We start from the raw sequence: 747 nt of genomic DNA on the forward strand, positions 1-747 counted from the left end.
ACGATGCTTTTCCCGTTCACACGGCTTGTGCATATGCTCTCAGGCTTCGCGGCGCCGTTTCGATATCTCGCACGCTCGGGCTATCAAATCGTGCGCTCGCGCAGACACGAAGCGCTGGGAACGCCGCGCAACATCCTGACTGCAGCCGCCAAGGCCAAGGCAGTTGGTCCAATAAGCAATCCTGCGGAGTGAGCCCGGTGAAAGCGCTTTTCCCTGATCTCGTCGTCAATGGTGAAACGGTACCGTCTGCCCGGATTGCGGCAGAGACGCAAAATCATGACAGCCCAAAAGGTAAGCCAGGCATTGCTTGGCGCAAGGCCGCCAATGCGATTGCAGTGCGCACCTTGCTGTTGCAAGAGGCGCGTAAGCGGCGGATCGAAGCGCAAGTTCAAGAGGTGAGCCCTGGAAAGTTTGAAACAGACGAGGAGGCCCTTGTTCGGGGCCTTCTCGAAGAAGCTGTGCTGGTATCACGTCCATCCGAGACATCTGTTCGTGCCGAGTGGGAAAGAGACCCGGAGCGTTTCAGGTCCCCGCCTTTATGGGAGGTGTCTCACATTCTGGTTGCCTGCGACCCCAGAGATGAAAATGCGCGCCAGGCAGCACATGCTCGGGCGGTTGATCTGACAAAGCAGGCTTTGGAAAATTCCAACGGCTTTGCCAAGCTGGCATCCCGTGAAAGCGACTGCGGCTCAAAAGAAAGCGGCGGAGCATTGGGCCAACAGAGTCCCGGCGATACGGTTCCTGAAT

At 57.7% G+C, this 747-nt stretch carries 2 protein-coding genes; both read left to right on the forward strand.

Annotation, left to right across the window (positions count from 1 at the left end):
* The coding region (locus ACR0LL_RS21250) for a respiratory nitrate reductase subunit gamma (RefSeq protein WP_480589307.1) at window positions 1-192 on the forward strand (192 nt) is incomplete at its 5' end.
* Window positions 193-197: 5 nt separating this feature from the next.
* The coding region (locus ACR0LL_RS21255; protein ID WP_480589309.1) for a peptidylprolyl isomerase at window positions 198-747 on the forward strand (550 nt) is incomplete at its 3' end.

It is taken from the genome of Ruegeria sp. AI2 (assembly GCF_056541275.1).